The following is a 24975-nucleotide window of genomic DNA, read 5'->3' as shown; positions in this document are numbered from 1 at the left end:
GCGCGGGCCGTCTCAGTACGACTTGGGCAGGCCCAGGGTCTGGTGGGAGACGTAGTTGAGAATCATCTCCCGGCTGACCGGCGCGATACGAGCCACGCGCGCGGCCGTTATCAGCGAGGCGAGGCCGTACTCGCGGGTGAGTCCGTTGCCGCCGAGGGTGTGCACGGCCTGGTCGACGGCCTTCACGCAGGCCTCCCCTGCGGCGTACTTGGCCATGTTGGCGGCCTCTCCGGCGCCCAGGTCGTCGCCGGCGTCGTAGAGGGCGGCGGCCTTCTGCATCATCAGGCGGGCGAGTTCGAGGTCGATGTGGGCCTGGGCGAGGGGGTGGGCGATGGCCTGGTGGGCGCCGATGGGGGTGTTCCAGACGGTGCGGTCGCGGGCGTACTCGACGGCCTTGGCGAGGGCGTACCGGCCCATGCCGATCGCGAAGGCGGCCGTCATGATGCGTTCGGGGTTGAGGCCGGCGAAGAGCTGGAGGAGGCCCGCGTCCTCGTCGCCGACGAGGGCGTCGGCGGGCAGGCGTACGTCGTCCAGGACGAGTTCGAACTGCTTCTCCGCCGCGTGGAGTTCCATGTCGATGGGGCGGCGGGTGAAGCCGGGTGCGTCGCGCGGGACGATGAACAGGCAGGGCTTGAGGCGGCCGGTGCGGGCGTCTTCGGTGCGGCCGACGATGAGGGTCGCGTCCGCGATGTCGACGCCGGAGATGAAGACCTTGCGACCGGTGAGGATCCAGTCCCCGGTGTCCGGGTCGCGGCGGGCGGTGGTGGTGATGCGGTGGCTGTTGGAGCCGGCGTCGGGTTCCGTGATGCCGAAGGCCATCCGGCGGGTGCCGTCGGACAGGCCGGGGAGCCAGGTTTCCTTCTGTGCCGCTGTGCCGAAGCGGGCTATGACCGTGCCGCAGATCGCCGGTGAGACCACCAGCATGAGGAGGGGGCAGCCGGCGGCGCCGAGTTCTTCGAGGACGATGGAGAGTTCGGAGATGCCGCCGCCTCCACCGCCGTGTGTCTCCGGCAGGTTGACGCCCAGGTAGCCGAGTTTGCCTGCCTCGGCCCAGAGTTGATCGGGGTCGCCTTCGCGGCCGTGGCGTTTGCCCAGGGCGGCGACGGCTTCTCGGAGCGCCTTGTGGTCTTCGGTGTCCATCGGAAGTCCTTTCGGTGCGGGCCGGATGTGGCTTGTCGCGCTCACGCGGCGGAGCCGCACATCGATGCGGCCCCGCGCCCCTAAGAGGCTTCCTTCACCACAGCCAGCAGGGCGCCCGGCTCGACCTGTTGCCCTGGTGCGACGCACAGGTCGGTCAGCGTTCCCGTGGCCGGCGCGGTGATCTTGTGCTGCATCTTCATCGCCTCCAGCCAGAGGAGGGGCTCGCCGGCTTTCACCGGTGCTCCCGCCGTGAGGCCGTCGGCCACGCGGACGACCGTGCCCGGCATGGGGGCCAGGAGGGAGCCGGGGGCGTGCTGTGCGGTGGGGTCGGGGAAGCGGGGCAGGGCGGTGAGGGCGGTGGTGTTGACGTAGACCTGGTCGCCGTGGCGGGAGACCTCGAAGCGGCGCCGGACCCCGTCCACTTCGAGGATCACGAGACGCGCGTCGGCGTGCACCACCCGCACCCCGTCCGCCTCCAGGCCCCGCCTGCCGTGCCGGTAGCGGGCCTCGTGCTCCTCCCCCGCCATCAGGTAGCGCTTGGTCTGCGGCTGCGAGGGGACGTTGCGCCAGCCGCCGAAGCCGGGGCGGGAGCGGGCGTGGGCGTCGGCGAGGGCGGCGGCCAGGGGGGCGTGCGGGTCGGGGGACGGCGCGGTCAGGTCCGGGAGGTGGCGGTCGTAGAAGCCGGTGTCCATGCGGGCCGCGGTGAACTCGGGGTGGCGCAGGGAGCGGACCAGGAGGTCGCGGTTGGTGACGGGGCCGTGGATCGCGGCTCGTTCCAGGGCGGAGGCGAGCTTGCGGACGGCCTCCGGGCGGGTGGGGGCGTGGGCCACGACCTTGGCGATCATCGGGTCGTAGTGGACGCCGATGGTGTCGCCGTCGGTGTAGCCGGTGTCGAGGCGGATGCCTTCGGGCGGGGCGAGGCGGTGCAGGCGGCCGGTCTGCGGGGACCAGTCCCGGGCGGGGTCCTCGGCGTACAGGCGGGCCTCCACGGCGTGGCCCCGCGCGCGGGGCGGCTCGGGGTCGAGGGGGTGGCCCTCGGCGACACGGATCTGTTCCGCGACCAGGTCGATGCCGAACACGGCCTCGGTCACCGGGTGTTCGACCTGGAGGCGGGTGTTCATCTCCAGGAAGTGGGCCCTGCCGTCGGCGACGAGGAACTCGACCGTGCCGGCGCCCACGTAGTCCACGGCCCGCGCCGCCTGTACAGCGAGGGCGTGCAGTTCCTCCTCCAGTTCGCCGGGGAGTCCGGGGGCCGGGGCCTCCTCGATGACCTTCTGGTGGCGGCGCTGGAGGGAGCAGTCGCGGGTGCCGAGCGGCCATACCGTGCCGTGCGTGTCGGCGAGGATCTGCACCTCGACGTGGCGGCCGTGCTCGACGTACGGCTCGACGAAGACCTCGCCGTCGCCGAAGGCGCTCGCCGCTTCCGCGCGCGCCGCGGCCAGTTCGGCGTCCAGGTCCGTCAGGCGCCGTACGACGCGCATGCCGCGGCCGCCGCCGCCCGCGGCCGCCTTCACCAGCACGGGCAGGTCGGCCTCGGTGACCTCGGTGAGGGGCTCGATGCCCATGAGTTGCTTGGCGCGGGTCTTGGACGCCATCGCCTCGATGGCCTCGGGGGGCGGGCCGATCCAGGTCAGGCCGGCGTCCAGGACGGCCCGGGCGAAGTCGGCGTTCTCGGAGAGGAAGCCGTAGCCGGGGTGCACGGCGTCCGCTCCGGCCGCGACGGCCGCCTTCACGATCAGGTCGCCGCGCAGGTAGGTGTCGGCGGGCGCCTCCCCCGGGAGGCGGACGCTCGCGTCGGCCACGCGCGCGTGGAGGGCGTGCGCGTCGGCGTCCGAGTGCACGGCGACCGTACGGATGCCCAGCTCGCGGCAGGTGCGGAAGACGCGGCAGGCGATCTCGCCCCGGTTGGCGACCAGCACAGAAGTGATCACTGAAGGTTCCTCACATCCGGAAGACGCCGAAGCCGCCGCGCGCGCCCTCGTAGGGGGCGGTGTGGATCGCGGACAGGCACAGGCCGAGGACGGTGCGGGTGTCGCGCGGGTCGATGACGCCGTCGTCGTAGAGCCGCCCGGACAGGAACATCGGCAGCGACTCGGACTCGATCTGCTGCTCGACCATGGCGCGCAGCGCGGCGTCGGCCTCGTCGTCGTACGGCTGTCCCTTCGCGGCGGCCGACTGGCGGGCGACGATCGACAGCACGCCCGCGAGCTGCTGCGGGCCCATGACGGCGGACTTGGCGCTGGGCCAGGCGAACAGGAAGCGCGGGTCGTAGGCGCGGCCGCACATGCCGTAGTGGCCGGCGCCATAGGAGGCGCCCATGAGGACCGACAGGTGCGGCACCTTCGAATTGGACACGGCGTTGATCATCATCGCGCCGTGTTTGATGATGCCGCCCTGCTCGTACTCCTTGCCGACCATGTAGCCGGTGGTGTTGTGCAGGAAGAGCAGCGGGATGTCGCGCTGGTTGGCGAGCTGGATGAACTGGGCGGCCTTCTGGGACTCCTCGCTGAAGAGGACGCCCCGGGCGTTCGCCAGCACTCCCACGGGATAGCCGTGGAGGGTGGCCCAGCCGGTCGTCAGGCTCGTGCCGTACAGCGGCTTGAACTCGTCGAAGTCGGAGGCGTCGACGATCCGGGCGATGACCTCGCGCGGGTCGAAGGGGCTCTTCAGGTCGCCGGGGACGATGCCGAGGAGGTCGTCGGCGTCGTACTTGGGCGGCTCGGCCGGGCCCGGATCGTCGTAGGCCTTGCGGTGGTTGAGGCGGGCGACCACGCGGCGGGCCTGGCGCAGCGCGTCCTGCTCGTCGACGGCGAAGTAGTCGGCGAGGCCGGAGGTGCGGGCGTGCATCTCGGCGCCGCCCAGGGACTCGTCGTCGCTCTCCTCCCCGGTCGCCATCTTCACCAGGGGCGGACCGCCGAGGAACACCTTGGCCCGCTCCTTGACCATGATCACGTGGTCGGACATGCCGGGGATGTAGGCACCTCCCGCGGTGGAGTTGCCGAAGACGACCGCGAGGGTCGGGATGCCGGCGGCCGACAGCCGGGTGAGGTCGCGGAAGATGGCGCCGCCGGGGATGAAGATCTCCTTCTGGGAGGGCAGGTCGGCGCCGCCGGACTCGACGAGGCTGATGCAGGGCAGCCGGTTGGCGAGCGCGATGTCGTTGGCGCGCAGGGCCTTCTTCAGGGACCAGGGGTTGCTCGCTCCGCCTCGCACGGTCGGGTCGTTGGCGGTGATCAGGCATTCGACGCCCTCGACGACCCCGATGCCGGTGACCAGGGACGCGCCGACGGTGTGGTCGCTGCCCCAGGCGGCCAGGGGGGACAGCTCCAGGAAGGGCGTGTCGGGGTCGAGGAGCAGTTCGATGCGCTCGCGGGCGAGGAGCTTGCCGCGCCCCCGATGCCGTGCGACGTACTTCTCGCCGCCGCCCGCGAGGGCCTTGGCGTGCTCGGCGTCGAGTGCGGCGAGCTTGGCGAGCATCGCCTCCCGGTTGGCCCGGAAGTCGGCGCCGGCGGTGTCGAGCGCGGAGGTCAGGACGGTCACAGCAGAGCCTCCGGTATCTCCAGGTGGCGGGAGCGCAGCCATTCGCCGAGCGCCTTGGCCTGCGGGTCGAAGCGGTGTTGGGCGGCGACGCCCTGGCCGAGGACGCCCTCGACGACGAAGTTCAGGGCGCGCAGGTTCGGCAGCACGTGCCGGGTCACCTTCAGCGGGCGGCTCTCGGGGATCAGCTCCCGGAACCGCTCGGCGGTCAGCTCGTGCGCGAGCCACCGCCAGGCGTCGTCGGTGCGGGTCCAGACGCCGACGTTGGCGTTCCCGCCCTTGTCGCCGCTGCGGGCGCCCGCGACCAGCCCCAGCGGGGCGCTGCGGCTCGGCCCGGGCGGCAGGGGCTCCGGAAGGGGCGGCTCCGGGACGTCGTCCAGGACGCGGGAGTCCTGGGGCGGGGGCACCGTGATCCGCCGTCCGTCATTGAGGACGGCCACATGGTCGACCGCGCCATGGGGGACGTACACATCCTCGAACACCCCATAGGGCGCGCCCTTCCCGGGTGGTGCCAGCACATGGAAGCCGGGGTAGCTCGCCAGGGCCAGCTCCACCGCGGCCCCGCTCAACGCCCGCCCCACGGCCTGCTGGTCCGCGTCCCGTACGACGAGCCGCAGCAGCGCGCTCGCGCTCTCCTCGGTGTCGGCGTCGGGCCGGTCGGTGCGGGCCAACTCCCAGCGAGCGTCCGCGACTTCTCGCAGCGCGGGCTCCATCTGGTCCCGTACCAGGGCGGCCTTGCCCTCGATGTCGAGACCGGTGAGCACGAAGACGACCTCGTTGCGGAAGCCGCCGAACTTGTTGAGCCCGACCTTGAGGGTCGGCGGAGGTGCCTCGCCGCGCACACCCTCGATCCGCACCCGGTCGGGTCCGTCCTGGCCGAGCCGCACGGTGTCCAGCCGGGCGGTGACGTCCGGCCCGACGTACCGGGCACCGGCCGTCTCGTACAGCAACTGGGCGGTGACCGTGCCGGTGTCGACGAAACCGCCGGTGCCGGGGTGCTTGGTGATCACGCAGCTCCCGTCCTCGTGGAGCTCGGCGAGCGGGAAGCCGGGGCGGCGGACGTCGCCGTCGCGGAAGAAGGCGTAGTTGCCGCCGGTGGCCTGCGCCCCGCACTCCAGGACGTGCCCGGCGACGACGGCCCCCGCGAGCCGGTCGTGGTCCGCCGGTGTCCAGCCGAAGTGGGCGGCGGCGGGCCCGGTGACCAGGGCCGCGTCCGTCACGCGCCCGGTCACCACGAGGTCCGCGCCCTCCCGCAGACAGGCCGCGATGCCGAAGCCGCCGAGATAGGCGTGGGCGGCCAGGCTCCCGGGGTGGGCGGCGGTGAGGTCGTCGCCCTCGACGTGGGCGACGCGCACGGGGATGCCGAGCCGGTCGGCCAACGCCCGTACGGCGTCGGCGAGTCCGGCCGGGTTCAGCCCGCCCGCGTTGGTGACGATCTTCACGTCCCGCTCGTGCGCGAGGCCGAGGCACTCCTCCAGCTGCCGCAGGAAGGTGCGGGCGTACCCGGCTCCGGGGTCCTTCAGCCGGTCCCGGCCGAGGATCAGCATGGTCAGCTCGGCGAGGTAGTCGCCGGTGAGGACGTCGAGTTCACCGCCGGTGAGCATCTCGCGCATCGCGTCGAAGCGGTCGCCGTAGAAGCCGGAGGCGTTGCCGATGCGCAGGGGCTCCGGGCGCGTCCGGCCACCGGTGGGAACGGTCGTCACGATGCGGCTCCCTTCGGCGGGCGGCCGCCTCCCGGCGGTCCGGCGAAGGCCTGCGCGATGTCCAGCCAGCGGTCGGCGTCGGGGCCGTCGGCGCGCAGGGCGAGGTCGGTGCGGTGGGCGCGTTGGGTGACCAGGAGGCAGAAGTCGAGGGCGGGGCCGGTGACGGACTGCGGGGCGTCGTCGGGGCCGTACGTCCACAGGTCACCGGAGGGGGCGCGGAGTTCGACGCGGAAGGGGGTGGTGGGCGGAGTCAGCCCGTGCGCGCCGAAGGCGAAGTCCCGGGTCCGTACTCCGAGCCAGGCCACATGCCGAAGCCGGTCGGTGGGTGGGCGCACCACACCCAGGGCGTCGGCCACATCCTGGCCATGGGCCCAGGTCTCCATGAGGCGGGCCGTTGCCATGGAGGCGGCCGACATGGGTGGCCCGTACCAGGGGAAGCGCGCCTTGGGCGGGGCGGTGCGCAGGGCCTCCTCCAGTGCCGTACGGCCCGCGCGCCAGCGGGCGAGCAGGGCGGCGGGCGGGAGTCCGGCGTCCTCCTCGGCGCCCTGGTCGACGAAGGAGTCCGGTGCGGCGAGGGCCTTCTCGACCAGCGCGCGGAAGCCGTCGGCGTCCGTGACGGCGAGCAGGGCCGAGCGGTCGGTCCACGCGAGGTGGGCGATCTGGTGGGCCACGGTCCAGCCGGGTGCGGGGGTCGCGAGCGTCCAGCGCCGGGCGCTCAACCCGGCCACGAGGCCGTCGAGTTCCTCGCTCTCCCGGCGCAGGTCGTCGATCACGGGCGTCGGATCGGACACGGGCGCTCCCCTCGGGGCACTGCGGTGTGCGGGGTGGTGCGGCGTGCTGAGGAGCATGGCAGCGCGGCCGTAAACAATCAAGCATGCTTGCATGAAAATATGGGGCCGAGTCGGAGCGGGGAAGCACGTGCTCCGGCGGCGGGATCAGCCGTTCCGGTACGAGGCCACCAGCCGCGCCAGGTGCCGGCCCGCCACCTCCAGCGGCGTCGCGCTGCGCGCGACCTGGGCCGCCAGCTCGGCGCCCTCCAGGGTGGCGATCACCGTGTGGGCCAGCTCCTCGGCGTCCGTGTCGGCGAAGCCGGCGGTGACGAGCTTCGCGGCGACCACTCCGCGCCAGCGCGCGAACGCCTCGGCCGCCGCCTGCTGGATGGCGGGGGCGCTGGTCGCCGTGCCCACGACGGCGGAGGTGACCGGGCAGCCGTCGAGCCAGTCGGAGTCGCGCAGCCCTTCGGCGAGGGAGGCGGTGAGGGCGAGCAGGGCCTTTGCCGGATCCGGCTCGGCGTCGAGGGTCTCGCGCAGCAGCTCGGTGAACTCCTCGTCGCCGAGCCGCACGGCGGCCGTGCCGAGCTCCTGCTTGCCGCCGGGGAAGAAGTGGTAGACGGAGCCGAGTGTCGCCCCGGCCTCGCGGGAGATCTGCTTGATGCCGGTGCCTTCGTAGCCCTGGCGCTGCATCAGGAGTGACGCCGTACGGACGATCCGCTCGCGGGTGCCGGCGGTGTCGAGGTCGTGCGGGGCCTTCGTCTTCACGCCACCACCTTACCGGGCTAGAGCGATCGCTCTAGTCGCTGTGCTACGTTCCTCTCCGGATAGAGCGTTCGTTCTAGTCGACGGGTGCTCCCGTCGTCCGTTACGTCCGTTCCGTGAACTGAGGGGGATCTCCATGAACAAGTCCGTGACCGTCATCGGCCTCGGCCCCATGGGCCGCGCCATGGCCGGTGCCTATCTGGACGCCGGCTACCGGGTCACCGTCTGGAACCGCACCCCGGGCCGCGCCGACGAACTGGTGGCCCGGGGCGCGGTGTGCGCCGCCACCGTCGAGGAGGCGCTGACCGCCCACGAGGTGGTCGTGCTGAGCCTGACCGACTACGCCGCGATGTACGCCGTGCTGGAGCCCGCCGCCGCGGCGCTGGAGGGCCGGGTCCTGGTCAACCTCAGCTCGGACACGCCGACCAGGGCCCGGACGGGGGCGGCCTGGGCGGCACGGCACGGGGCGCGCCATCTCACCGGCGGGGTCCAGACACCGCCGTCCGGCATCGGCTCGCAGGAGTTCGACACCTTCTACAGCGGCCCGCGGGACCTCTTCGAGCAGTACGAGGACGTCCTGAAGGTGCTCACCGGCACCGACTACCGGGGCGAGGACCCGGGCCTGGCCGCGCTGTACTACCAGCTCCAGATGGACCTGTTCTGGACCACCCTCACCGCCTGGCTGCACATGCTGGCGCTGGCGGACGCCAACGGCATCAAGCCCTCCGAGATCACGCCGTACGCGGCCGGGACGCTGGGCGGGATGGGCCAGTTCCTCGACTTCTACACACCGCGGATCGAGGCGGGGCGGCACGCGGGGGACGTCGAGCGGATCTCGATGGCCGTGGCGAGCCTGGACCACGTCGTGCACACGACGCGCGACTCGGGTGCGGACCCGGCGCTGCCCGCCGCGGTGCTGGAGACCTTCCGGCGCGCGGCGGCGGAGGGCTACGAGGAGGACAGCCTGACCCGGCTGTTCGAGGTGTTCGGCGGGGGCGTGGCGGCCTGAGCACGAGCGAGGGCGCCCCGCACACGCGGGGCGCCCTCGGTCACGTACGCGGGAAGGGTCAGAGCTTCTCGATCACGTAGTCGACGCACTTGGTGAGCGCCTCGATGTCCGCCGGGTCGATCGCCGGGAACATCGCGACGCGCAGCTGGTTGCGGCCGAGCTTGCGGTACGGCTCGGTGTCGACGACGCCGTTGGCGCGCAGGACCTTGGCGACGGCGGCGGCGTCGACCTCGTCCGTGAAGTCGATCGTGCCGATGACCTGCGAGCGCTTGGCCGGGTCGGTGACGAACGGGTTCGCGTACTTGATGTCCTCGGCCCAGCCGTACAGCGTCCGCGCGGAGGTGGCCGTGCGGCGGACCGCCCAGTCCAGGCCGCCCTGGCCGTTGATCCACTCCAGCTGCTGGTTCAGGAGGAACAGCGTGGCCAGCGCCGGGGTGTTGTACGTCTGGTTCTTGCGGGAGTTGTCGATCGCCGTCGGGAGCGAGAAGAACTCCGGGACGTGGCGGCCGGAGGCGTGGATCCGCTCGGCGCGCTCGATCGCGGCCGGGGAGAAGACGCCGATCCACAGGCCGCCGTCGGAGGCGAAGGACTTCTGCGGGGCGAAGTAGTAGACGTCCGTCTCGGCGATGTCGACCGGCAGGCCGCCGGCGCCCGAGGTGGCGTCGACAAGGACGAGGGCGCCCTCGTCGGCCCCGGCCACGCGCTTGATCGGCATGGCGACACCGGTCGAGGTCTCGTTGTGGGTGAACGCGTAGACGTCCACGCCCGCCTCGGCGACCGGCTCGGGGTGCGTACCCGGGTCGGCGGAGATGACGTCCGGCTCGGCCAGCCACGGGGCGAGCCCCGCGGCCTTGGCGAACTTGGAGGAGAACTCGCCGAAGGTGAGGTGCTGCGACCTGTTCTCGATCAGGCCGTGCGTCGCGATGTCCCAGAACGCGGTGGAGCCGCCGTTGCCGAGGATCACCTCGTAGCCGTCGGGGAGCTGGAACAGCTCGCGGATGCCCTCGCGCACCTGGCCGACCAGGTTCTTGACGGGAGCCTGGCGGTGGGAGGTGCCCATGAGGGAGGTGCCGGTGGCGGCGAGGGCGTCCAGCGCCTCCGTCCGCACCTTGGAGGGACCCGCGCCGAAACGTCCGTCCGCGGGCTTGATGTCAGAGGGAATCTGGATCTCAGCCACGGAGGGGAGCGTAGCCGTTTCGGGAAACCTGGGCGAAACGTCGTCCGTCGGATGAGACGCGGCATGGACGGTGGTGCGGAGGGCCGCCGACCGCGACGGCGTCACTGTCGGTGGCCGCGTGCATGCTGGAGGCATGACGGATCTTCCGCACGGCAGGGATCTGACGGCTCTCGAGGGCGAGTTGCGCGCGGCCGTCCGCGGGGACGTGGGGTTCGGTGCCCTGGACCGCGCGCTGGTCACCATGGACGCGTCCAACTACCGGCGGGTGCCGTACGGGGTCGTGGCGCCCGTGGACGCCGACGACGTGGCGGCGGTGCTGGAGGTGTGCCGGCGGCAGGGCGTGCCGGTGGTGCCGCGCGGCGGGGGCACGTCCATCGCCGGGCAGGCGACGGGCACGGGCGTGGTGCTGGACTTCACCCGGCACATGAACCGGCTGCTCGCCCTGGACCCCGGGGCGCGGACGGCCGTGGTGCAGCCGGGCCTGGTGCTCGACCGGCTCCAGGAGGCCGCCGCCCCGCACGGGCTGCGGTTCGGGCCGGATCCGTCGACGCACAGCCGGTGCACGCTCGGCGGCATGATCGGCAACAACTCCTGCGGCTCGCACTCGGTGGCGTGGGGCACGACCGCCGACAGCGTGCGCGAGCTGGACGTCGTCACCGCGCGCGGCGAGCGGCTGCGGCTCGGGCGGGACTGGGCCGGGGCGCCGGACGGCCTGCGGGCGCTGGTGGAGGGCGACCTCGCCCGGCTGCGCACGGGCTTTCCGGAACTGCCCCGCCGCATCTCCGGATACGCGCTGGACGCCCTGCTGCCCGAGCGGGGCGCCGACGTGGCCCGCTCGTTCTGCGGCTCCGAGGGCACGCTCGGCGTGCTGACGGAGGCGGTCGTACGCCTGGTCGAGGCGCCCCGCGCGCGGGCCCTGGCCGTGCTCGGGTACGCCGACGAGAGCGCGGCGGCCGAGGCCGCTGCCGGGCTGCTGCCCCTGTCTCCGCTGACCGTGGAGGGCATGGCGGCGGACCTGGTGCCGTCGGCGGCGGCGCTCCCCCGGGGCGGGGCCTGGCTGTTCGTCGAGACCGGCGGGGAGTCGGCGGCGGAGGCACGCGCGCGTGCGGAGGCGATCGTGCGGGCCGCCGACGTCCTGGACGCGCTGGTGGTCACCGACGCCGCCGGGCAGCGCGCGCTGTGGCGGATCCGGGAGGACGCCAGCGGTACGGCGACGCGCATGCCCGACGGGAGCGAGGCGTGGCCGGGGTGGGAGGACTGCGCGGTGCCGCCCGCCCGGCTGGGCGCGTACCTGCGGGACTTCCGGGCGCTGCTGGCGGCGCACGGGCTGCGCGGCACGCCGTACGGGCACTTCGGGGACGGCTGCATCCACGTCCGGATCGACTTCGACCTGCTGACGGAGGCCGGTGTCGCCCGCTTCCGCCGCTTCTCGGAGGAGCTCGCGGAGCTGGTGGTGGCGCACGGCGGATCGCTGTCCGGGGAGCACGGGGACGGGCAGGCGCGGGCGGAGCTGCTGCCCAGGATGTACGGCGCGGAGACGGTGCGCCTGTTCGAGCGGGTGAAGGGCGTGTGGGACCCGGACGACCTGCTCAACCCCGGGATGCTGGTGCGGCCCGCGCCCCTGGACACCGGCCTGCGCTTCTCCGTCCTGCCGCGCGAGCCCGTCGACGTCGCCTTCGGCTACCCCGCCGACGGCGGCGACTTCTCGGCGGCGGTGCGGCGCTGCGTGGGCGTCGCCAAGTGCCGTACGACGTCGGTGTCCGGCTCCGCCGTGATGTGTCCGTCCTTCCGGGCGACCGGCGCGGAGGAGCACTCCACGCGCGGGCGGGCCCGGCTGCTGCACGAGATGCTCGCCGGTGAGGTGGTGACCGACGGCTGGCGCTCGGCCGAGGTGCGGGACGCGCTGGACCTGTGCCTGTCCTGCAAGGGCTGCCGCTCGGACTGCCCGGTCGGGGTCGACATGGCCACGTACAAGGCGGAGTTCCTGCACCACCACTACGCCGGGCGGCGCCGGCCCGCCGCGCACTACGTCATGGGGTGGCTGCCGGTGTGGCTCCGGGCGGTGGCGCGTACGCGCACGGCGTGGCTGGTCAACGCGCTGTCGCGGCTGCGGCCCCTCGCGTGGGTGGCCAAGCGGCTGGGCGGGATCGCGCCGGAGCGGGAGATTCCGCGGGTGGCGTCGCGGACGTTCAGCCGGTGGTGGGAGCAGCGGCGCGCGCACCGGCCCTCCGGTGACGGCCAGCCCGCGCAACGGCCCTCCGCCGGCGGCGACCTGGTCGTCCTGTGGCCCGACACCTTCACGGAGCACCTCTCGCCGTCCGTGGGGCAGGCCGCCGTGCGGGTGCTGGAGGCGGCCGGGCTGCGGGTGGCGCTGCCGCCGACCGTGCGGCTGGAGAAACCCCCGGTGGGCGACGGCCGGACGGTCGCCCTCGACCCGCTGTCGCTGCTGCGGGGCCGGGGCCGCGTCTGCTGCGGGCTGACGTACGTCTCGACCGGCCAGCTCGACCGGGCCCGGGCCGTCCTGCGCCGCACGCTCGACCTGATGGAACCGGTGCTGGAGACCGACGCCCCGGTCGTGGTTCTGGAGCCGAGCTGTGCCGCGGCCCTGCGCGCGGACGTGCCCGAGCTGCTGCACGACGACCCGCGTGCGGCGCGCCTCGCCGCGAAGGTCCTGACGTTCGCGGAGACGCTGGAGCGCCATGCCCCCGGCTGGACGCCGCCGCGTCTGGACCGCCCGGTGGCCGGCCAGACGCACTGCCACCAGCACGCGGTGCTGGGCGACGCGGCGGACCGCCGGCTGCGCCGGGCCGCCCGGCTCTCCGGCGAACTGAGCGGCGGCTGCTGCGGTCTCGCGGGCGACTTCGGCTTCGAGAAGGGCCACTACGAGGTGTCCGCCGCGTGCGCGGAGGAACAGCTCCTGCCGTCCGTGCGGAACGCCCCGGACGGCGCGGTGGTCCTGGCGGACGGCTTCTCCTGCCGCACGCAGCTGGAGCAGTTGGCGGGGGTGCGGGGGAGGCACCTGGCGGAGGTGCTGGCGGCGGCGTTGGAGGAGGTGGGGGGTGACGGTGAGCCTGCGGTGAGGGATGAGCCGGGGGACGGGGGTTGACGCGCGGGAGCGAGCGCCCGGGCGTCCGGGCCCACGCTTGAGGCGTTCGGGCCATGCCGTGGGCGGGCCCGGAGTGTCTGAGCCGGGGGACGGCCGAGGCCGCTCCTAGGCTCGCGGGACCAGCCACTGCCCGTCGAGGGCCGCTGCTCGAAGGAGCCCGCGCATGAGCGTACGCGTCCAGCCGATCACCCGTGACGAGCACCTGGCGTTCGTCTCGGCCCGCCCCTCCGCCAGCCACACGCAGATCCCGTCCTGGGGCGAGGTGAAGCCCGACTGGCGTGCGGAGAGCCTGGGCTGGTTCGACCAGGGCGGGCAGCTCGTCGGCGCGGGACTGGTCCTGCTGCGCCCGCTGCCCGGGCCGCGGCTGCCGGGGCTGCGCCGCTACCTCGCGTATCTGCCCGAGGGCCCGCTGATCGACTGGCACGAGCCGGAGCTGGAGCGCCTGCTGGAGCCGATGCTGGCGCACCTGGGGCGGCGGGGCGCCTTCGCGGTGCGGATGGGCCCGCCGGTCGTGGTGCGCCGCTGGAGCGCGGAGGCGGTCAAGGCGGCGATCGCGGACCCGGCCGCCCGGCGGTTGCGGGACGTGCGGGCGACGTCGTACGAACCGCGCGCCGGGCAGGTCGCGGACGGTCTGCGCCGGACGGGCTGGCGGCAGACCGAGGCCGGCGGCGAGGGCGGCTTCGCCGCGGGGCAGCCCCGGTACGTCTTCCAGGTGCCGTTCGCCGGACGCTCGCTGGACGACATCCACAACGGCCTGAACCAGCAGTGGCGGCGCAACATCAAGAAGGCCGAGACGGCCGGCGTGAAGGTCGTGCGCGGCGGCTACGAGGACCTGCCGGCCTTCCACGAGCTGTACGGCGAGACCGCCGAGCGGGATCGTTTCCGCCCGCGCCCGCTGCCGTACTTCCAGCGCATGTGGAACGCGCTCACCGCCGAGCACCCGGACCGGATGCGGCTCTACCTCGCGTACCACGACGGCGAGGTGCTCGCCGCGGCCACGATGCTGACCGTCGGCGACCACGTCTGGTACTCCTACGGCGCCTCCACCGGCCGCCGGCGCGAGGTCCAGGCGAGCAGCGCCCTGCAGTGGCGCATGATGACCGACGCCCACGAGCTCGGGGCCGCGGTCTACGACCTGCGCGGCATCACCGACACCTTGGAGGAGTCCAGCCATCTGCTGGGCCTGCTCCGCTTCAAGGTGGGCACCGGCGGCGAGGCCGTCGAGTACCTCGGTGAATGGGACTTCCCGCTCAACCGGCTGCTCTACAAGGCGTTCGACCTCTATCTGTCCCGCCGCTGAGGAGGCGAGGTCCGGCCCACCCGGCGTCTCACGCCCCGAGACAGAGGCAAAAGGGCTTCACGCACCTGACCGGGTCCATTACCCTGGACTGTGCAGTACATCGGGATGTACGTCACGTGCAGGCCGGTGTACGCGCCCCGCATCAGCGCCGACGACCACAGGACCGCCCGTGACCACCCCCGACAGCGTCACCACGCCCCAGCCCGCGACCGCCACGACCGGCGCCGCACCGGCCGCCGGTCCGGGCCGGCTCGGTTCCCTCGGACCCCTGGGCCTGGTGCTCGCGGGCGGCGTCTCCGTGCAGTTCGGCGGCGCACTGGCGGTGACGCTGATGCCGCGGGCCGGTGCCCTCGGGGTGGTCGCGCTGCGGCTGCTCGTGGCGGCGGTGGTCCTGCTGCTGGTCTGCCGCCCGCGACTGCGCGGCCACTCGCGCACCGACTGGGGCACGGTCGTCGTCTTCGGCATCACCATGGCCGCGATGAACGGCCTCTTCTACCAGGCCGTCGCCCGTATCCCGCTGGGCCCGGCGGTCACCCTGGAGGTCCTCGGCCCGCTCGCCCTGTCGGTCCTGGCGTCCCGCCGCGCGATCAACGTCGTGTGGGCGGCCCTGGCCCTCGCCGGTGTCTTCCTCCTCGGCGGCGGAGGCTTCGACGGTCTCGACCCCGCCGGAGCGGCGTTCGCCCTGGGGGCGGGCGCCATGTGGGCGGCATACATCGTCTTCAGCGCCCGCACGGGCCGCCGCTTCCCGCAGGCGGACGGGCTGGCCCTGGCGATGGCGGTGGGCGCGGTGCTGTTCCTGCCGCTGGGCATCGCCGAGTCGGGCGCGAAGCTGGCCGACCCGGTGACACTGGGCCTCGGCGCGGCGGTGGCGCTGCTCTCCTCCGTCCTGCCCTACACCCTGGAACTCCTCGCCCTGCGCCGCCTGCCCGCCTCCACCTTCGCGATCCTGATGAGCCTGGAACCGGCCATCGCGGCGACGGCCGGCTTCCTCCTCCTGGACCAGGCCCTCACCGCCCCGGAGGCCGCGGCGATCGCCCTGGTCATCGCGGCGAGCATGGGGGCGGTGCGGACGCAGGTGAGCCGGGGGAAGACGAAGGGGCTGGAGGCGGCGGGGCCGGAGAGCTAGAGCTTGTCGTTTGGATCAGGCCCCAGCCCCCTACTGCCACGTCGCGGTGTCCGGGTCGATCCCATGGGCGCGCGCGGCGGCGTCGACGATGCCGCGGAACCACGTGGCGAGGCCGGGGCGGATGCCGTCGTAGTGGGCGGCGAATCCCGGATCGGCCTCGTACATGCGGCCGAGACAGACCTGCATCTGCCTGCTGAGGGGGAAGTACGAGGCGAACACCTCGCGGTGCCGCTCGACGAGGTGGTTCGCCTCCTCGCTGCCGGGTGTGACACCGGCGTCCATCGCCTTCGCGAGGGCCCGGTCGAGGTCGGCCACCTCGTCGGCGACGGCCTGCCACTCCTCCGCTGTGCGGGAGGCCGAGCGTTCGGCGTACTGCCGCCACTGCGTCGTGTCCCCGTAGCGCTCACGGGCCTGGGCGGGCCCGTCCGGGTCCCACTGGGGGCCGAAGATCGCGGCCTGCTGCTCCGCGGTGAGCAGCAGGCCGCGCTCGTGGGCGTCGATCATCCGGTCCAGTCCGGCGCTGAGCCGCTGGAGGCGCTCGATCCGTTCGGCGATCTGGTGGCGCTGCGCCCGCAGCGCGCCGGGCACGTCCGCCGTCGAGTCGTCCAGGACGGCCTGGATCCGGTCCAGGCCGAGGCCGATCTCGCGGTAGACGACGATGCGGTGCAGGCGTTCCAGATCACCGGCGGTGTAGAGCCGGTATCCGGCGGTCGTGCGCAGCGACGGGCGCGCCAGACCGATCTCGTCCCAGTGGTGCAGCGCCCGGACGGTCACGCCCAGCCGCGCCGAGACCTGACCGACGGTCAGGCCATCGGTGTCGGTGGAGTCAGGCATGCTCCTCATTGTCGCCGCGCCCGACGCCCGGTGGAGTGATCCCGACGGCTGCCAGGTCCCGCGCTTCCTGGCTGTCCGGGTCGACGGGCCGCGCCGCCGTGAAGACGATCCGTGCGTTCTCGGGGGTGATCACCTCCACGTCGCGGGTGGTCCAGGGAGTGTCCCGCGGACCGTCGACCGAGTCCGGGCGCAACGCACGACAGGCCTCGACGAGGGAATCGATCTGACTGAGCACGCACGCGAAGGTGACGCTCATCGCCGGTGCCCGCTCCGGGACGCTCGCCGTCGGGACGAGGAGTACGTCCTGGAACGCCCACCTGCGCAGATGCACCACGCTGCCGGGGATGCTGAACAGCTCGATGAACCCGAGCCCACGAGTCCAGAACTCCACCGACGCCGCCAGGTCGCCGGTGGGGATCGTCACGAACGCGGGCATCCCGTAGATGCCGCGGAACGGCTCGGGTGGAACCGCGTCCGGGCCGGGAGCGGGTACGGGGCTGATCTCGAACGCGTTGTAGTGGTCGCTCATGCGGCCGACTCTCCGGCCTCACGCAACGTGAGGGTCAAGCCGGTTCCGCGAAACCCGCCGTTCCGCGAAGCCCCGCGTCCCGCTCACGGTCGGGGCGTCCGCGCCACGCGGAACCCCACGTCGTCGATCCGGAACGTCGGATGGCTGCGGCGGCGCACCGAAGCGCGGCAGCTCCAGTGTTCGTCGGACCAGCCGCCGCCGCGGAGCACCCGGTAGGTGCCGTAGACCTCGGGGTCGTAGAGGTCCCAGCACCAGTCCCAGGTGTTGCCCAGCATGTCGTGGAGGCCCCAGGCGTTGGGCTCTTTGCCGCCCACGGGGTGGATCCTGTCGTCCGAGTTCCCCCGGTACCAGGCGATGTCGTCGAGGGGGCCGTAGCGCGGGCCCGTGCCGCCGGCGCGGCAGGCGTGCTCCCACTCGGCCTCCGTCGGCAGCCGGTACCCGTCGGCGGAGGTGTCCCAGTCGGCCGTCCCGGTGTCGCACGGCAGGTGATAGGCGGGGGTCAGACCTTCCCGGCGGGACAGGGCGTTGCAGAAGCGCACCGCGTCCCACCAGGACACGCCCTCGACGGGCAGCCGGTCGCCGTCGGCCGTGCTCGGCCGGTGACCGGTGACGTCGGCGTACCGCTCCTGGGTGACCGGGAACACCGACAGACGGAAGGGCGCGACCTCGACGGGCCAACTGCGCTGTGTCCGCCGGTCCGACAGCCTCACCTGCCCGGCCGGAACGGAGATCATCTGGCTGTCCACGCCCCCCACCCTCGCCCATGCCGAGTGACCCTGTCGACCACCGGGCGCCCGGCCCACGCCGGGCGCCCCTTCACCGCCGCGTCACGTCGCCGTGCACGTCACCCCCGGCACACCCCCGCCCCCGGGCGCTCCTCCGAACCCTGCGCGAGCCCGCGCCTCAGCGGCTGAGCTTCTTGAACCGCCGTACCGCGAGCGGCAGGAAGACCACCGTGAGGATCACCGGCCACACCCCGGCCATCAGCAGCGCGTGCTGCTCCACCCAGGAGTCGCCGCCCCCGACCGGCGTGCCGAACAGGTCGCGGGTCGCCGCCGCCGTGGAGGAGATCGGGTTCCAGGCCGCCACCCAGCCCAGCCAGTCGGGCATGAGCTGCGGCGCGACGAAGATGCTGGAGATCATCGTCAGCGGGAAGGCGACCGCGAACAGCCCGCCCGCCGCCTCGGGGTTGGGCACCAGCAGGCCGAGCCACACGCCGATCCAGATCAGCGCGAACCGCAGCCACAGCAGCAGCCCGAACGCGGCGAGGAAGCCGAAGCCGCCGTCCGGGCGCCAGCCCATGGCGAACGCGGTGAGCATCATGATGGCCAACTCGGCGCAGGCGACGATCAGATCGGTGATCCCGCGCCCGGCAACGACGGCGGAGGACGCCATCGGCATGGAGCGGAAGCGGTCGATGACGCCCTTGGTGGAGTCGTACACCACGACCGTGGCCGTGTTGATGAAGCCGAACGCCATGGTCATCACGAACATGCCCGGCATCAGGAAGTCCTTGTAGTCCCCGCCGCCCGGCACCGTCATCGCGCTGCCGAAGACATAGCCGTAGAGCAGCACGGACAGGATCGGGAAGCCCAGCTGCCAGGCGATGTTGACCGGCTGGCGCTGGTAGTGGGTCAGTCCGCGGCGGACGATGTTCCAGCAGTCGGCGAGCAGCCAGTACGTGCCGCTCCGGGAGCTCGGGGTGCTCAGGTCGACGGCACTCACGCGGCGGCCTCCTTCTCTGTGCGGTGTCCGGTCAGGCGCAGGAAGACGTCGTCGAGGCTGGGCCTGCGCAGTCCGATGTCCTCGACGCGGACGCCCTCGTCCTGGAGGGTCCGCGCCACCTCCGTGAGGGCCGTGACCCGGTCGGTGACCGGGGCGTGCACCCGCAACTCGGTCTCGTCCGCCTCGGGTTCGCCGTCCGTGACCCGGGCGATCACCTTCACCACGCGCGGGATCTCGGACCGCTCGGCGACCACGACCTCGACACGGTCGCCGCCGACCAGGTTCTTCAGCCCGTCCGGGGTGTCGTCGGCGATGGCCCGCCCCTGGTCGATGACGGTGATGTGCGAGGCGAGCTTGTCGGCCTCCTCCAGGTACTGCGTGGTCAGCAGCACGGTCGTGCCACTCGCCACCAGCGCGCGGACGGAGTCCCAGACCTCGCCCCGGCTGCGGGGGTCCAGGCCGGTCGTCGGCTCGTCGAGGAAGAGCACGGCCGGGGCCAGGATCATCGACGCGGCGAGGTCGAGGCGGCGCCGCATGCCGCCGCTGTACTTGCCGACGCCCCGGTCGGCGGCGTCGGTCAGGTCGAACTGCTCCAGCAGCTCGGCCGCCCGGAGCTTCGCGCGCCTGCCGCCCAGGTGGAACAGGCGGCCGAACATCTCCAGGTTCTGCCGGCCGGTGAGGACCTCGTCGACCGCCGCGTACTGGCCGGTGAGCCCGATCCGGGCCCGGACCTCGCGCGGCTGCCGGACCACGTCCAGACCGGCGACCGTCGCGGCGCCCCCGTCCAGCCGGATCAGCGTGGACAGGATGCGGACCGCCGTGGTCTTGCCCGCGCCGTTCGGCCCGAGCAGGCCGTGCACCGTGCCCTCGCGTACCGCCAGGTCGAAGCCGTCGAGGGCGCGTTTCTCGCCGTACCGCTTCTCCAGCGCCTCGGCCCGCACCGCGTATCCGTCCATGCCGCCCCTCCCGTGTGCTCGTGCCGTGCCCGGCATCCCGAACTGAGTACAGCGTACCCGATTACGCGTACGTTGTACCCAGTTTTTTCGCGGGGACCTAAGCTGGGTGCCATGACGAGCGGTACGAGTGGCACGGGCAGCACGGAGACCAGCGGCAGCGGCGATATCGCCCGCACCCTCGAACTGCTGTGGGACACCGGCCGACGGCCCAGCCGGGGCCCCAAGCCGACCCTGACCCTGGACCGGATCGTGGAAGCGGCCATCCAGGTGGCGGACGCCGAGGGGCTCGAGGGGCTCTCCATGCGCCGCGTCGCGGCCGAGCTGGGCACCGGCACCATGTCGCTGTACCGGTACGTGCCCGGCAAGGGCGAGCTGCTCGACCTCATGCTGGACCGGGTGCAGCGCACCTCCGAGGACCCGGCCGACTTCGGCGACGGCGGCTGGCGCACGGCCCTGGAGACACTGGCCCGCGAGACCCTCGCCCTCTACCGCCGCCACCCCTGGCTGCTCCAGGTCAACCAGTCCCGGCAGATCCTCGGCCCGGGCGCCCTCGACGGCATGGAGAAGATCCTCACCCGCATCCGCCCGATGGGGCTGAGCGACCCCGAGCTGCTCTCCGCGGTCATCATGATCGACGGGTACGTCGTCGGGGCCGCCCGCTCGCACCTGTACCAGCGGGAGGCGGAGCGCCGGACGGGCCTGACGGACGCCGAGTTCTGGCAGGCGCAGGTGCCGGTCCTGGAGAAGGTCATGGCCTCGGGCCGCTACCCGGTCATGGCGTCACTCTCCGAGGACACCTTCGGACCCGACTTCGACCACTTCGAGTTCGGGCTCCAGCGGATCCTGGACGGCCTGGAGGTCTTGGTGGCACGGCGCCGGGACCAGGACGCGCAGCCGTCGGAGGATCGCTCCTAGTTCCGCCGCCGCAGGCGTCGCAGGCCGAAGAGGACGACCAGGGCGGCGGCCGCGGCGATGGCGCCGATCTTGAGGTTGCCGCTCAGCCCGTCGGCGCCCGCGCCGCCGTCCGAGGCGGACGAACCGCCGTTGCCGGAGGGCGAGTCGGTCCCCTCGGCCCCGGGGGCGTCCTGCGGCTCCACGGGGCTGTCGGCGCCCTCGGCGCCGTACATGAGCTTCTTCCCGTCGGCGGTGTAGGTGACGGACTCGCCCTGCCCCAGGAACGGCACGCCGAGCCGCTGCTTCCGCTTGATGTCGCCGCCGTCCCAGTCGTAGGCGATCGCGCCGAAGTAGCTGCGCACGACGAGGTGTTCGCCGTCCGGGGAGAGCGTGGCGTCGGTGGCCTCCAGGTCGGGGACGGCCGCGACGGGCCGGAAGACGTTCGTCCCGGACGCGGAGAGCTCGGCCGGGCCCTCGTAGAGGTGCCCGCCCTTCTCGTTCTTGTCGAGGATGTAGACGCGGCCCGTCTTCGGGTGCACGACGAGCGACTCGGCGTCGCGCGCGCCGTCGGAGTACTTCACGACGTACTGCGTGGCCCGGATCGTCTGGTCGCGCAGGTCCTTCGGCTCCGGCAGCCGGTAGATCCAGACGTGCGGCCAGGTGCCGCCGAGGTTGTCGCCGATGTCCCCGACGTAGATCTGGTTGCCGGGCCCGATGGAGATGGCCTCGACGTCGCGCGGGCTGCCCACGCCGGTCATGGTGATCGTCGCGACCGTCTCGCCCGTCGCGCTGTCGACGGCGTAGAGGTACGCCCCGTCGTCGCTGTCGTTGTGCGTCCAGTAGATGCCCGGGTGCAGGCGCGAGGCCGCGAGGCCGCTGGACTCGGTGATGCGCGGGTCCTTGATGGTGAACTCCTCGTCCCCGTCGGCGGCGGAGGCGGGCACGGCGAGGGCGCCCACGAGAAGGGCCGCGGCGAGGAAGACGGAGGGTCTGCGCATGACCCCAAGCCTGCCATCCCGCCGCGCGGTTCACCGGGCGGTTCACCGGGCAGTGCGGATCACCGGGCAGTGCGGATCACCACCGGTGGCCGGAACGGGCGCGTGGCCCGACTCACACCCCTCCGTATCCCGCCGGCGGTCGTGATCGTCCATGATGAGCGGATGCTCAGGTTCATGCCCGTCGGTGACTCCATGACGATCGGAAGCGCGGGCGAACACACGTGGCGCTACCGGATGTGGCAGCACCTGTGCCGCTCCTACGGCGGCCCCTTCACCCTCGTCGGCCCCCGCGAGACGCTCTACGACAAGCTGGCCGAGGCCCCGACGTCGTACGCCTACGCCGAGCCCGACTTCCCGCGCGCCCACCTGGCCGGCTGGGGCGAGGGCTGGCTGCACATGGCGCCGCTGATCGGCGACGCGGTGCGCTCCTGCCGGGCGGACGTGCTCCTGGTCTCCCTGGGCCTGATCGACCTGGGCTTCTACACGAACGCGGAGCAGACCGCCGAGAACGTCCGGGCGTTCGCGGCCGAGGCGCGAGCCGTGAACCGGCGGGTGCGGATGGTGTGGCTGCCGGTCACCCCGAACGTGCGGGCCGCCACGGACGCGGCCTTCGCCACCGAGGTCGCCCGCTTCAACGAGCTGCTGGCCAAGACGGCCGCCGACCTCGACGAGCCCGGCTCCCCCGTCCTCCTCGCCTCACCCCCGCCGTCGTACGACGTCGACACCGACACCTACGACGGCACCCACCCCGGCCCGAGCGGTGAGCACAAGATCGCGGCGGCGTTCGCGGAGGCGATGCACCAGGGCTGGGACCTGGGCGGACCCTACGAGGCGTAACTCTCCTCGATCACCCGCGACTCTCCTCGATCATCCGCGCCAGGTGCTGCGCGCAGGGCCGGACGTCCAGGTCGTCCCACTGCTCGTCCTCGTCCCCGAGGTAGACGGCCCGGGCGCGGACGAGGACGGGCCGGTGCGCGGCGGGCAGCCGCTCGATCGCCCACGCGGCGGCCGCGTCCTTCGACCGGATGCCGCCGGTCTCCAGGGTGCTCCACACCCGGGCGAGGGTGAGCAGCACGTTGCGCGTGTCCGTCTCCAGCTCGGCCATGAGCTCCGGCACCCCTTCGGCGATCGCCCGCCTGAGGTCGGCCGCCGGAACCGGGTCGAGCAGTTCGGCGGGCCGGGGGCCGTGCAGCGGGGCGTCGGCGAGCAGCACCATCGTGAGGACGGGGGCGAGGTCCGGGTTCGGCCCGGGGTCCGGGACCGCTCCCCGCTCGAAGTCCTCCCGCAGCCACTCCCCGTAGAGGAAGTCGCAGGTGGGCGGGTACCGCCAGGGCCGTACCCGGTCCTGCACGACGACGGTCATCTCGACGGGCCGCCGACCCCGGCCGGACACCTTGAGCAACTCCTCGACCAGGGCCCGGCGTTGCCCGTGCGTCGTGGGCTCGCGCACCACGGCCAGCACATCCACGTCACTGTGCGGCCGCAGCCCGCCGAGCGTGGCGGAACCGTGCGCGTAGACGCCGAGGACGGAGTCGCCGAGGACGCCGTGGAGAAGCTCCACGAGGTGGCCGGTGCCGGTCTCTGGCATGTGCGGTTTCCTCCGTGTTCTGGTCACCTACGCCGGGCACCTTCCCCCCACGAACCGGCCACACCCCTCAGAACCCCACGTCGGCCGCCCGATAGGCCGGTGGCCGCCGCACCCGGCTCGCCCGCTCGTACGCGTACGCCAGCCGCAGCAGCGTCGGCTCGCTCCACGCCGTGCCCATGAACGTCAGCCCGACCGGCAGACCGAAGGCGAACCCGGCGGGGACGCTGATCGCCGGGTAGCCGGCGAGGGCCGCGGGCGTGGAGGAGCCGCCGCCGTGGGCGTCGCCGCGGACCAGGTCGATCTTGGCGGGCGGGCCGCAGGTCGGCATCACCAGGGCGTCCAGCCGGTGTTCGCGCAGTACGGCGTCGATGCCCTCGGCGCGCGACAGCCGGTGGTTGAGGGCCAGGGCCTCCCGGTACTCGCGTGCGCTGAACTCCAGCTTCTCCACGGTCTCCAGGCCGTCCTGCCGTACGTAGCGCAGCTCCCGGTCGGCGTGTGCGCGGTTGAACTCGATCAACTCCCGCAGGCTGCGCGGGTGGTCGCCGGGCGCGGCGGCGAGGTACGCGTTCAGCGCCCGCTTGATCTCGTACACCTGCACCACCACCGAGCTCGGCAGGTCCTCCAGGCGCTCGGCCGTGGGGATGTCCGCCGGGTCGACGATCGTGGCACCGCCCTTGCGCAGCATCGCGATCGCCCGCTCGGCGATCTCGTCGGCGTGGTGGTCGTAGCCGAAGTACACCGAGCGCGGCACGCCGATGCGGGCGCCGCGCAGCCCGTCGGCGTCCAGGAAGCGGGTGTAGTCGCGGTGGTGGTGGCCGCGGCCCGCCCGCGTCGCCGGGTCGCGGTCGTCGAGGCCCACCAGCACGCCGAGCATGATCGCCGCGTCCCGGACCGTGCGCGCCATCGGGCCCACGCTGTCCTGGCTCGGCACGCCCGGGATGACACCGCCGCGCCCGACCAGTCCCACGGTCGGCTTCACCCCGACCACGCAGTTCGCCGAGGCCGGGTCGATGATCGAGCCGTTGGTCTCGGTGCCGATGCCGGCGACGCACAGGCCGGCCGCGACGGCGACGCCCGTACCGGAGCTGGACTCGTTCGGGGAGCGGTCGAGTTTGTACGGGTTGCGGGTCTGGCCGCCGCGGGCGCTCCAACCGGCGTGGTGGGTGAGGGACATGCCGCCCGCCCACTCGCTGAGGTTGGTCTTGCCGAGGATGACGGCACCGGCCTCCCGCAGCCGGGCGGCGACCGTGGCGTCCGCGGCCGGCCGCAGCCCCTCCAGGGCGAACGAGCCGGCCGTGGTGTGCATCCGGTCGGCGGTCTCCACCAGGTCCTTCAGCAGGACGGGCATGCCGTGCAGCGGCCCCCGGGCGCGCCGCCGGGCGTCCAGGCGGCGGGCCTCGCGCAGAGCGTCGGGGTTGACCTCGATCACGGAGTGCAGGAGCGGATCGAGGCGCTCGAGGCGCTCCAGGTAGTGGCGGGTGAGGCGTTCGGCGTCGAGGCGCCCGTCGGCCATGCGGCGGCGCAGCTCGTCGATGCCCGGCTCGTCCGGTTCTCCTGGTGCGGTGCCGGCGGAGCCCTCGGGGCCGCCGGTGCGGGCCCGGGCCGTGGCCGGGCCGAGCCACGGCGTGGCCGCGGCGGCCGTGCCGAGCGCGAGCACGGTGCGGCGCGGGGTGGGTGACGCGGGAGTCCTCATGACCAGCACGGTAGGGACGTGAGCGGCTCGAATCGCTGAGGCTGCCACCCGATTCGTACCGGGTGCCGTCCCCCGGCGCGAGGGGAGGTTCACCCCCACGTGGGGTTTGCGCACCGCCCGCTCCC

At 73.2% G+C, this 24975-nt stretch carries 21 protein-coding genes; 6 read left to right on the top strand and 15 right to left on the bottom strand.

Annotation, left to right across the window (positions count from 1 at the left end; genetic code table 11):
- Window positions 1-12: 12 nt before the first annotated feature.
- The 6 genes from ACSUPV_RS22770 to ACSUPV_RS22745 all read right to left on the bottom strand — a co-directional run bounded on the left by ACSUPV_RS22770 (window position 13) and on the right by ACSUPV_RS22745 (window position 7918).
- A complete protein-coding gene (locus ACSUPV_RS22770) occupies window positions 13-1140 on the bottom strand; it encodes an acyl-CoA dehydrogenase family protein (RefSeq protein WP_436948397.1) in 1128 nt (375 codons plus the stop codon).
- Between the two features lie 80 nt (window positions 1141-1220).
- Window positions 1221-3071, bottom strand: a complete 1851-nt coding sequence (locus ACSUPV_RS22765) for a biotin carboxylase N-terminal domain-containing protein (RefSeq protein ID WP_436948395.1) — start codon at window positions 3069-3071, stop codon at window positions 1221-1223.
- 10 nt (window positions 3072-3081) lie between these two features.
- Window positions 3082-4680, bottom strand: coding sequence for an acyl-CoA carboxylase subunit beta (locus ACSUPV_RS22760; RefSeq protein ID WP_037759537.1), 1599 nt, complete (start codon window positions 4678-4680; stop codon window positions 3082-3084).
- Window positions 4677-6380, bottom strand: a complete 1704-nt coding sequence (locus ACSUPV_RS22755) for an acyclic terpene utilization AtuA family protein (protein ID WP_436948392.1) — start codon at window positions 6378-6380, stop codon at window positions 4677-4679. Before ACSUPV_RS22755 ends, ACSUPV_RS22760 begins: the two co-directional genes overlap by 4 nt.
- A complete protein-coding gene (locus ACSUPV_RS22750) occupies window positions 6377-7171 on the bottom strand; it encodes a TIGR03084 family metal-binding protein (RefSeq protein WP_382613240.1) in 795 nt (264 codons plus the stop codon). The genes ACSUPV_RS22755 and ACSUPV_RS22750 overlap by 4 nt, the downstream gene beginning before the upstream one ends.
- 144 nt (window positions 7172-7315) lie before the next feature.
- On the bottom strand, window positions 7316-7918 hold the full coding sequence (locus ACSUPV_RS22745; protein WP_031113584.1) for a TetR/AcrR family transcriptional regulator: 603 nt from the start codon (window positions 7916-7918) through the stop codon (window positions 7316-7318).
- A gap of 133 nt (window positions 7919-8051) precedes the next feature.
- Between ACSUPV_RS22745 and ACSUPV_RS22740 the strand changes: the two genes are divergently transcribed.
- Complete coding sequence (locus ACSUPV_RS22740; protein ID WP_436948390.1) at window positions 8052-8924, top strand: NAD(P)-dependent oxidoreductase; 873 nt, start codon at window positions 8052-8054, stop codon at window positions 8922-8924.
- A gap of 58 nt (window positions 8925-8982) precedes the next feature.
- Here the strand turns inward: ACSUPV_RS22740 and serC are convergent, their stop codons facing one another.
- A complete protein-coding gene (serC, locus tag ACSUPV_RS22735; RefSeq protein WP_382613234.1) occupies window positions 8983-10101 on the bottom strand; it encodes a phosphoserine transaminase in 1119 nt (372 codons plus the stop codon).
- Between the two features lie 160 nt (window positions 10102-10261).
- On the opposite strand from serC, the gene ACSUPV_RS22730 reads away from it, so the two are divergent.
- The 3 genes from ACSUPV_RS22730 to ACSUPV_RS22720 all read left to right on the top strand — a co-directional run bounded on the left by ACSUPV_RS22730 (window position 10262) and on the right by ACSUPV_RS22720 (window position 15633).
- The gene (locus ACSUPV_RS22730) at window positions 10262-13207 is read left to right on the top strand and encodes an FAD-binding and (Fe-S)-binding domain-containing protein (protein ID WP_436949929.1); all 2946 of its coding nucleotides are present in this window, start codon (window positions 10262-10264) and stop codon (window positions 13205-13207) included.
- A gap of 163 nt (window positions 13208-13370) precedes the next feature.
- Window positions 13371-14507, top strand: a complete 1137-nt coding sequence (locus ACSUPV_RS22725) for a lipid II:glycine glycyltransferase FemX (protein WP_037759530.1) — start codon at window positions 13371-13373, stop codon at window positions 14505-14507.
- A 169-nt stretch (window positions 14508-14676) separates the two neighbouring features.
- Window positions 14677-15633 (top strand): EamA family transporter, encoded by a 957-nt coding sequence (locus ACSUPV_RS22720; protein WP_436948388.1) that lies wholly within the window; start codon window positions 14677-14679, stop codon window positions 15631-15633.
- A gap of 30 nt (window positions 15634-15663) precedes the next feature.
- Here ACSUPV_RS22720 and ACSUPV_RS22715 read toward each other — a convergent pair whose 3' ends face one another.
- From ACSUPV_RS22715 to ACSUPV_RS22695, 5 genes are all read right to left on the bottom strand, one after another.
- The gene (locus ACSUPV_RS22715) at window positions 15664-16467 is read right to left on the bottom strand and encodes a MerR family transcriptional regulator (RefSeq protein ID WP_436948386.1); all 804 of its coding nucleotides are present in this window, start codon (window positions 16465-16467) and stop codon (window positions 15664-15666) included.
- A complete protein-coding gene (locus ACSUPV_RS22710; RefSeq protein WP_037759524.1) occupies window positions 16460-16996 on the bottom strand; it encodes a VOC family protein in 537 nt (178 codons plus the stop codon). The genes ACSUPV_RS22715 and ACSUPV_RS22710 overlap by 8 nt, the downstream gene beginning before the upstream one ends.
- An 83-nt stretch (window positions 16997-17079) precedes the next feature.
- Complete coding sequence (locus ACSUPV_RS22705) at window positions 17080-17730, bottom strand: formylglycine-generating enzyme family protein (protein WP_436949928.1); 651 nt, start codon at window positions 17728-17730, stop codon at window positions 17080-17082.
- Between the two features lie 169 nt (window positions 17731-17899).
- On the bottom strand, window positions 17900-18721 hold the full coding sequence (locus tag ACSUPV_RS22700) for an ABC transporter permease (protein WP_037759522.1): 822 nt from the start codon (window positions 18719-18721) through the stop codon (window positions 17900-17902).
- On the bottom strand, window positions 18718-19677 hold the full coding sequence (locus ACSUPV_RS22695) for a daunorubicin resistance protein DrrA family ABC transporter ATP-binding protein (protein ID WP_031113601.1): 960 nt from the start codon (window positions 19675-19677) through the stop codon (window positions 18718-18720). Before ACSUPV_RS22695 ends, ACSUPV_RS22700 begins: the two co-directional genes overlap by 4 nt.
- Before the next feature lie 111 nt (window positions 19678-19788).
- Here ACSUPV_RS22695 and ACSUPV_RS22690 point away from each other — a divergent pair, with 111 nt between their 5' ends.
- Complete coding sequence (locus ACSUPV_RS22690; protein WP_037759520.1) at window positions 19789-20592, top strand: TetR/AcrR family transcriptional regulator; 804 nt, start codon at window positions 19789-19791, stop codon at window positions 20590-20592.
- Here ACSUPV_RS22690 and ACSUPV_RS22685 read toward each other — a convergent pair.
- Entirely contained in the window at window positions 20589-21569 is a 981-nt protein-coding gene (locus tag ACSUPV_RS22685; RefSeq protein ID WP_436948383.1) for a WD40 repeat domain-containing protein, read from the bottom strand. The two genes, ACSUPV_RS22690 and ACSUPV_RS22685, sit on opposite strands and share 4 nt — an antisense overlap.
- Window positions 21570-21731: 162 nt before the next feature.
- Here ACSUPV_RS22685 and ACSUPV_RS22680 point away from each other — a divergent pair, with 162 nt between their 5' ends.
- Window positions 21732-22406: an SGNH/GDSL hydrolase family protein gene (locus ACSUPV_RS22680; protein WP_037759642.1), complete on the top strand. Its 675-nt coding sequence runs from the start codon at window positions 21732-21734 to the stop codon at window positions 22404-22406.
- A gap of 10 nt (window positions 22407-22416) precedes the next feature.
- On the opposite strand, the gene ACSUPV_RS22675 is transcribed toward ACSUPV_RS22680, so the two are convergent.
- Entirely contained in the window at window positions 22417-23157 is a 741-nt protein-coding gene (locus ACSUPV_RS22675; protein ID WP_436948381.1) for an aminoglycoside adenylyltransferase family protein, read from the bottom strand.
- Between the two features lie 67 nt (window positions 23158-23224).
- Complete coding sequence (locus ACSUPV_RS22670) at window positions 23225-24850, bottom strand: amidase (protein WP_436948379.1); 1626 nt, start codon at window positions 24848-24850, stop codon at window positions 23225-23227.
- Window positions 24851-24975 lie beyond the last annotated feature (125 nt).

The organism is Streptomyces sp. SudanB52_2052 (genome assembly GCF_964272415.1).
GTDB classification, from domain to species: Bacteria; Actinomycetota; Actinomycetes; order Streptomycetales; family Streptomycetaceae; genus Streptomyces; species Streptomyces olindensis.
This window is presented reverse-complemented; position numbering and strand designations above follow the sequence as displayed.